Source organism: Alteromonas sp. 1_MG-2023 (genome assembly GCF_030547075.1).
Lineage (GTDB): Bacteria > Pseudomonadota > Gammaproteobacteria > Enterobacterales > Alteromonadaceae > Alteromonas.
The window spans coordinates 20,122-28,287 of record NZ_JAUOQH010000028.1; the positions used below are offsets into that span (position 1 = coordinate 20,122).

8 protein-coding genes are annotated in these 8,166 nt (G+C 44.1%); 1 reads left to right on the forward strand and 7 read right to left on the reverse strand.

The features are described 5' to 3' along the window. Positions 1-337: 337 nt before the first annotated feature. Positions 338-937, forward strand: a complete 600-nt coding sequence (locus Q4561_RS19375) for a Yip1 family protein (protein WP_303462903.1) — start codon at positions 338-340, stop codon at positions 935-937. A gap of 171 nt (positions 938-1,108) precedes the next feature. Here Q4561_RS19375 and purF read toward each other — a convergent pair whose 3' ends face one another. The 7 genes from purF to Q4561_RS19410 form a co-directional block, all read right to left on the reverse strand. Then, on the reverse strand, positions 1,109-2,632 hold the full coding sequence (gene purF, locus Q4561_RS19380) for an amidophosphoribosyltransferase (RefSeq protein WP_303462904.1): 1,524 nt from the start codon (positions 2,630-2,632) through the stop codon (positions 1,109-1,111). 14 nt (positions 2,633-2,646) lie between these two features. Continuing rightward, positions 2,647-3,135 (reverse strand): CvpA family protein, encoded by a 489-nt coding sequence (locus Q4561_RS19385; RefSeq protein ID WP_303462905.1) that lies wholly within the window; start codon positions 3,133-3,135, stop codon positions 2,647-2,649. 160 nt (positions 3,136-3,295) lie between these two features. Continuing rightward, positions 3,296-3,904, reverse strand: coding sequence for an SPOR domain-containing protein (locus Q4561_RS19390; protein ID WP_303462906.1), 609 nt, complete (start codon positions 3,902-3,904; stop codon positions 3,296-3,298). A gap of 30 nt (positions 3,905-3,934) precedes the next feature. Further along, positions 3,935-5,242: a bifunctional tetrahydrofolate synthase/dihydrofolate synthase gene (folC, locus tag Q4561_RS19395; RefSeq protein ID WP_303462907.1), complete on the reverse strand. Its 1,308-nt coding sequence runs from the start codon at positions 5,240-5,242 to the stop codon at positions 3,935-3,937. Beyond that, positions 5,242-6,087, reverse strand: coding sequence for an acetyl-CoA carboxylase, carboxyltransferase subunit beta (gene accD / locus Q4561_RS19400; protein ID WP_303462908.1), 846 nt, complete (start codon positions 6,085-6,087; stop codon positions 5,242-5,244). Before accD ends, folC begins: the two co-directional genes overlap by 1 nt. A gap of 242 nt (positions 6,088-6,329) precedes the next feature. Beyond that, on the reverse strand, positions 6,330-7,121 hold the full coding sequence (gene truA / locus Q4561_RS19405) for a tRNA pseudouridine(38-40) synthase TruA (RefSeq protein ID WP_303462909.1): 792 nt from the start codon (positions 7,119-7,121) through the stop codon (positions 6,330-6,332). A 61-nt stretch (positions 7,122-7,182) separates the two neighbouring features. Continuing rightward, positions 7,183-8,166 (reverse strand): FimV/HubP family polar landmark protein (locus Q4561_RS19410; RefSeq protein WP_303462910.1); only part of this gene is annotated, 984 nt, incomplete at its 5' end.

Genomic DNA, 8,166 nt, shown 5'->3' on the forward strand with positions numbered 1-8,166 from the left:
TCTTTGTAGGCTATTTGTTTTATTCCTTTCGTTCTATCTTCCGCTTTAGTTTGTTGCCCCGACTCTACTCGTTACTTCCACTTCCTTATTCTCTATTGCTATAAACCAATACGTAAACAGCCATAATTTAAGCTTTGAATTACCCATTATGGTGCACCCTAGTAAATTAGTATTAAAACTGTCATTTATCCTTCATTTTTATCACTATTTATTTGACTGATTGAGCATCATGTAGCAAAATCAGAGTGTAAATTAAATGTTGCATTTTATACTTTAGTATTAACATTGATTATTATAAAAAATTATACTCTTCAGACTTTCTCAGAGGCTAAGGACAATGCTTTTAAATCACGTAATTGGGATGTATACCCACCCTAAAGAAGAATGCCGTAATGTTGATAAGCGTCATGACACTTTTTTCTATGCATTCAGTCATATTGCTATTATTGCGCTAATTCCTACCATCGTGGCTTACTACTCATCAGCCTATACAGGTTGGAGTATGGGTAGTGGTAACCTAATTAAACTAAGTGAAGGTACTGCGCTAACGATGGCAGCAGCTATGTACTTTGGTTTAGTTGCTGGTGTGGTTTCATTGGCGGTTGTTATTCACAAACTTGCTCATGCGTTCGAATCATCAACAAGCTTTGCGCAATCATTAGAGTTAGCTGCTTATACTGCTACGCCATTATTTATGGTTGGTTTTGCAGGCCTGTACACTGAACTTTGGGTGGTAATGGCGGCGCTTTTAGTGGGCTTAAGCTATTCGGTATACCTACTATTCTCTGGTGTACCCGTGCTGATGCAACTGCCCAAAGAAAAAGGCTTCATTTATTCAAGTTCAGTTGTAACCTGCGGGCTAGTGCTAATGGTTATCTTGATGACTGGCGCTGTGTTGCTTTGGGGAATTACTACCGGGCCAATCTTTGCGAGTTAAAGAATACTGTTTATCAAACATTAAAAAGCCGCTATTAAGCGGCTTTTTTGTGTTTGTCGATAAACTCAATTCTAGTTTAGGTTTTGTCACAGCACTAGGTGTCACTATTTGATGGCACCTAGTGTCAGCTTAACCATTAAGCACTAAGCCAACAGCTAGCGTTGGCTTTAGCTAATCGTTTGAGTCGATGTTATGCACATCTAAATTACTTAACTCTGCTTGTAAAATAGGGGCTTCGCGAGACTTTTCACCTCGTGATATATCAATGCGCTCTAAGTAGTCTTGGTCAACATCGCCGGTAATATAGTTTCCATCAAACACCGATGTTTCAAAGCGTTGAATCGACTCGTTCTCTTCTTTTACCGCATCAATTAAGTCAGTAATATCTTGGAAGATAAGACCGTCGGCTTGAATGAGGTCTGCGATTTGATCAATCTCACGGCCATAAGCAATCAGCTCATTAGCGGAAGGCATATCAATACCGTAAACATTCGGGAAACGTATTTCAGGGGCAGCGGATGCGAAATATACTTTCTTAGCACCTGATTCTCGAGCCATCTCAATAATTTGTCCAGAGGTAGTACCGCGAACAATAGAGTCATCAACCAACAGCACGTTCTTGCCTTTAAATTCAGACGAGATAGCGTTTAGCTTACGACGTACCGACTTTTTACGCATAGTCTGACCAGGCATAATAAACGTGCGGCCGATGTAGCGGTTCTTCACGAAACCCTGACGGTATGGTAATTCCAATGTATTCGCAATTTGAAGTGCCACATCCATTGATGTTTCAGGAATAGGAATGACCACATCAATATCTAAATCGCTCCACTCACGTGCGATCTTTTCACCTAATCTGCGGCCCATGTTCACGCGGGAGGCGTAAACTGAAATGCCATCAATAAAGCTATCTGGCCGAGCAAAGTACACAAATTCAAAGATACATGGAGAGGTGATGGGATTTTCAGCACACTGTCTGGTGTGAAGCTCGCCATTTTCAGTAATATACACAGCTTCACCTGGCGACACGTCACGGATGAACTGGAAGCCAACGGCATCAAGTGCCACGCTTTCAGACGCTACCATCCACTCTTCACCTAGCTCAGTCATGCGTTTACCTAACGCTAACGGGCGAATACCGTGTGGGTCTCTGAAGGCCAATATACCCTGCCCAATGATAGCGGCAACAACAGCGTAAGCACCGCGAATCTTTTTATGTACTTTGGTTACCACTTCAAAAATATGTTCGGCGGTAACACTTAATCCTGCCACTTGCTGAAGTTCGTGTGCAAGGATGTTTAGCAATAGCTCAGAATCTGAGGTGGTATTGATGTGACGACGAGCAATACGAAATACTTCTTCTTGCAAGTCGTGCGCATTAGTTAGGTTACCATTATGCGCAAATGCAATTCCAAAAGGTGAGTTTACATAAAACGGCTGAGCTTCAGCTGAACTAGACGTACCCGCAGTTGGGTAACGAACGTGACCAATTCCCATGTTTCCCGACAGACGTTTCATATGGCGAGTATGAAAGACATCACGTACCAAGCCATTTGCTTTACGCAAATTGAACATATTTTGGTCAATGGTCATTATTCCAGCGGCATCCTGTCCACGATGTTGGATTACCGTTAAACCATCGTACAAAGACTGAGCTACTGGTGTTTTACCAACTATTCCGACAATACCACACATGCGCGTTACCTATATCAAGCGGGATTTAAGAAACTGGAGGAGCCTTTCACATATGTGAAAAACCACTCAATAATGACACCAAATTCGGGAATAAGAACCGACGTTTGCCACCACTGCGATGAAGCAGCGGCAGAGAAAGTGTCCATGAAAAAGAGAAGCGCACTAACGATAAGTACTCCGCGGAGCGCTCCAAATACAATACCTAAAGCGCGATCGGTACCTGATAGGCCTGTGACCTGAACCAGTTGCCCAATCGCAAAATTTAACATGCCACCTAACAGTAGAGTTGATATAAACAAGGTGGCAATGGCAGCGCCATTTCGAAGATACATATCATCGATGGCAGTATAGTATACGGCTAAGTCGGCATAAAAATGGCTGGCAATAAAGAGTGCGCCAAACCAGACCACAAGAGAAATGGCCTCTTTAACAAACCCTCTAATAAGGCTTATTAAGGTAGATACCGCAACGATACCCAATATGGAAAAGTCTACCCAGTTCATTGTCTCTTAAATGCGTTATCGTCGCTGAAGTTGTAGGTAGCGACATGCCGTTGGCGAGATGGCGCGCATTCTACCAGAAGCGACAAAGATTACCAATGTGTAATATTTCCCGCCGCTGATTTTAATGGTAAAGGTTGCGCGCTGTACTTAAGGGTTTACATTACTCAACTTTAAACGTGGTTACCTTGCCTTTAAGCTCGGTAAGTTCACGCAAATGCGGTAATGCTGCCTCTAATTTTTTCTTTTCTAAATCAGGACCCACAAACACTTTATTCAGCGGCCCTGAATTAGTCATGATTTTGCGACTAAATGCCCGGTACCCTGCTTTTTCTAGCTTATTTAATAGAGACTGTACGTTTTTCTCGTGGCGAAAGCTGCCAAGCTGAATCACCCAGCCTGCATCATCCATACTAGACGAGTCAGGTGCCTCTACGACTGTTTGGCTGGCAAGGGAGTCTTTTGACTCTACTGTTGCTTCTACAGGCTCTGGTAGAGACTCAGTTTCGCTTAGCGCACTCGACGTTGCGCTTACATCATCTAACGCTACGTCGTCCGTTACCGATACAGGTAATTGGGCAGCTTTAGCCACCCGCTCACTGGGAAATGCTTCAGGCTCTACAATGGGCTTTTTTTGAGGACTTGCGGGAACAGATACAAACGGCTCTTTGTTGGTTTGCTTCTTGCCATCGAGAAAGTCTGGTAAAAAAATAACCGCTAGCGCCACAATAATGATGGTGCCCACGAGTCTATTCTTTAATGCCGACGTCACTGTTATCTCCTGTTGAACTTATTGTTCTTGTTATTGTTGTGCTTTCGCATTGGTATATTCTAACACTTCGGCCACGGTAACAAATGAACCAAAGACCAATATAAGTTCGCCGTCATGGAAATCTTCATGTGCTGCAATATACGCACTTGTTACATCGTGGAAGGTTTGAGTACAACTTTTATCAAGTTGAGCATCAATCAGTGCATCTTGAAGCACCTTGGCATCACAGCCACGAGGGCCTGATGTGCTTGCAAGATACCATTTTGCATTCAGCGACGACAAGGGCGCAAGAGTTTCTACAATAGATTTATCTTTTAGCATACCCACTACCACGCGAATTTTGCTTACCGAATAACGTGTAAGCCATTTTTGCATCGCTTTGGTAGCTTGGGGATTATGTGCTACATCGGCAACCACCAATGGTTTTTTGCTAAGCTCCTGCTGGCGCCCAGGCAATCGAGTATTAGCAATAATTTGTTTTATAGAAGCGTTATCGGGGAGTAATGCCAGCAACTCTAGCGCCGCTAGCGCCGTGCTTACGTTTTGCAGTGGAATATGCGGATAAGGCAATTGAGTAAATTCGGCATCTTTACCCTTCCATTGCCATGTGATGCTTGCGCTATTATCAGCTAGTTCGCCTTCAATAACGAAAAAGTCTTCCTGCGCCCATCGAGCATCAACATCTAATTCAGATACAACTTCACGTAGCGAGTCTGGCGATAAAAGCTCACCAATAACGGCTTTGCCATTTTTTCGCATTATACCGGCTTTTTCGCGAGCAATTTTTTCACGAGTATCACCGAGCCAATCTTGGTGGTCGAGGTCAATGGTAGTAACAATGGCTAAATCTGGGTCGAGAATGTTTGTGGCATCTAACCTGCCCCCTAACCCTACTTCCAATATTGCTACATCAACGCCCCAGTCTTGCATCATTTTCATTGCAGCCAAGGTGCCGAATTCAAAATAGGTTAACGTGATATCACCTCGGGCTTTTTCAATAAGCGCGAAGGCACGGCAAAATGCGCCTTCTTGAGCTAATTTGCCATTAAGACGCACACGCTCACAATAACTCACAAGATGGGGAGAACTAAATACTGCAACGGTCTTCCCCTGAGCAAGCATCGCTTGTTCAAGCAGGCGGCAGGTTGTGCCCTTGCCATTGGTGCCGGCCACAGTAATAAGTAAAGAATCGTTTAGATGAATACCCATGGCATCAGCCACAGACTTAACACGTTCTAGCCCCATATCAATGGCGCTTGGATGAATGGATTCGAGGTGAGAAAGCCACTGACTCAACGATGTCGTTGAGTCAGCTTTAAAATTTTGTTGGTTATTCACTAATTCTGATGATGCAGCTTAAGTAACAAGCCGTGTAATTTATCACGCATTTCTCTGCGGTCAACAATCATATCAATAGCGCCTTTCTCAACAAGGAACTCACTGCGCTGGAACCCATGTGGTAACTTTTCACGCACAGTTTGTTCGATAACCCGAGGACCAGCAAAACCGATAAGAGCTTTTGGTTCAGCAACGTTAACATCACCCAGCATGGCTAAACTGGCAGAAACCCCACCCATTGTTGGGTCGGTTAGCACAGAAATGTAAGGTAAGCCCTTTTTACTCATTTTGGCCAATGCTGCAGAGGTTTTCGCCATTTGCATTAATGACATAAGTGCTTCTTGCATACGCGCGCCACCACTGGCAGAGAAACAAATAAGCGGCGTGTTGTTTTCAAGACAAGCATTTACTGCAGCTACAAAACGGGCCCCCACTACAGAAGCCATCGAACCGCCCATGAAAGCGAACTCGAAACTTGCGACTACCACAGGCATACCTTTAAGCTTGCCTTTCATAACCACTAATGCGTCTTTTTCATTAGTCTGTTTTTGCGCAGCGGTAATACGATCTTTATAGCGCTTAGAATCTTTGAATTTCAAGATATCTTGTGGCTCAAATTCAGCACCAAGTTCTACGCGGTCACCTTCATCAAGAAAACCATCGATACGACGACGAGCCGTAATACGCATGTGGTGATCACATTTAGGGCAAACTTCCTGAAGTTTTTCCAGTTCGCTTTTGTACAACACAGCTTGGCAAGAGCCGCATTTAGTCCAAATACCTTCAGGTACATTACCTTTAGTAGATGTTTGCGTACGTGGAAGAATTTTTTGAATCCAGCTCATGGAAAACGAATCCTTTATATTTTTTAGCGCACCGGCAACAGTTTTTATTCGTGCTTTTTACCAGTACTACATGAATATGTCGGTCACTTTATTATGGCGCAAGAAGAAATTGCGCGCCATATAAGTACAACCACCTAATATAGCGCGCTATTAGACCACAATACAGCAAAATGGAAAAAACAAAACTGGTCTAAGAAGTTGGAAGGTAAACTTACAAGCTCAAGAAATTGCTTAAATAATGATTAGTTTTCAGGTAAAAACAATGGTCCCAGCGGCGGCTTGGGAATACCGAACGTGTCTGGATATCCCACATCTACAAGGTATAAGCCATTAGGCAGCGCGGTTGTAGCGGCTTTCTTCCTGTCTTTTAAGGTAAGTAAATGAGCTATCCAGTCCACGGGCGCTTCATTAAGCCCAATCTTCACCAACGAACCGGTAATGTTTCTCACCATATGATGTAAAAATGCATTAGCTTGAATATCAATCACAATGTATCTGCCATGACGAGACACATCTACACTCGCAACGGTTCTAACGGGTGATTTGCTTTGACATAACGATGCTCGAAACGTGGTGAAGTCGTGCTTTCCGACTAACGCCTGAGCAGCCTCATGCATTCTTTTTTCATCTAACTGATGATGAACGTGAGTTACACCATAGTGAAAAATAGCAGGGCGTAATCGGGCATTATGGATAACATAACGATAGCGGCGAAAGGTAGCAGAAAAACGAGCGTGAAAATCGTCTACGACGGGTTTTGCCCAGATAACGGAGACCGTTTCTGGCATGTTTGCATTCACACCTAAAGTCCATGCCCGCTCTGGTCGCTCTACATCGCAATCAAAATGAACAACTTGACCGGTAGCATGCACACCAGCATCGGTACGACCGGCACAAAATACTGAAATAGGTTTATCTGCAATAACGGAAAGTGCTTTCTCTAAGTGCTCTTGTACACTAGGAACATCTTTTTGGCGTTGCCAGCCGTGCACTGACGCCCCATCATACTCGATACCTAAGGCGATTCGCCCCATGTTTTCAATACCTCTAAATAGAAAAGCCGCTAAGTGTAGTCATACCGCACTCAACATGCAATTAACTGATAGACTTTAAAATGCTTTCAGCTTCTTGCTTTTGTTCTTCGCTACCCAGATTAATCACATCTTCGAGTAATTCTTTCGCTGCAACGATATCGTCCATTTCAAGATATACGCGGGCAAGATCTAAGCTTGCATTTTGCCCTGCGTCTTTGTCAATGTCGATGACATCATCGGTATCGTTTACGCCAGTGAAATCAGACAGGCTGACATCTAAATCAAGCTCGGCGCTGTCGGGGTCAATCTCATTATCTTCGCCGTCGTCCATTAATGCTTCAACATCAAGAAACTCTTCAGTGGGCGTATACTCTTGGCTTTCGCTATCAAATTCGTTGTCATTCAATAGCGCGCTTAAATCTAAGTCAGGATTATCGAGCTTCAGTTCTGACTCAGGTTCTTGAGCTTGTTCAGTTGCATCTGGCGTTGTTTCAATACTGGGCACATCGGCTTGTTCAGACTCTATACTTTGTAGTAGCTCGTCGAACTCGGCACCGTCTAAATCATCAAGTATTTCTTCTTGTTCTGATTCATCGGTGCCGGATAACCAGTCATCTAGCCCTGGAACATCTTCTAGTTCGCTGTAGTCACTTGCATCGTTAGCGTCTGCTGATAATGGTTTGTCTTGCGCTGAAGGCTCTTTACCCGCTGAGGGCTCTTTACCTGCTGAGGGCTCTGGAACCACGCCATCAACTTCATGTTCTAGCTCGAACCCGTCAACTTCATCGAAAGCACTATCGAGAATGCTATCGTCGTAATCATCATTTTTAGATTCAAACTCAAGCTCACTTTCTGGCTCAGGAGCGGGCTCTGGGGCTTTATCCCCATCATCTGATTCACCAAACGTGGGAATATCGTCCATCATTTGTTTATCGAACGCGGCCAATGCATCGTCTAGCGGATCGGCTTCGGCTTCGGCTTCGGCTTCGGCTTCGGCTTCGGCTTCGGCTTCGGCTTCGGCTTCGGCTTCGGCTTCGGCTTCGGC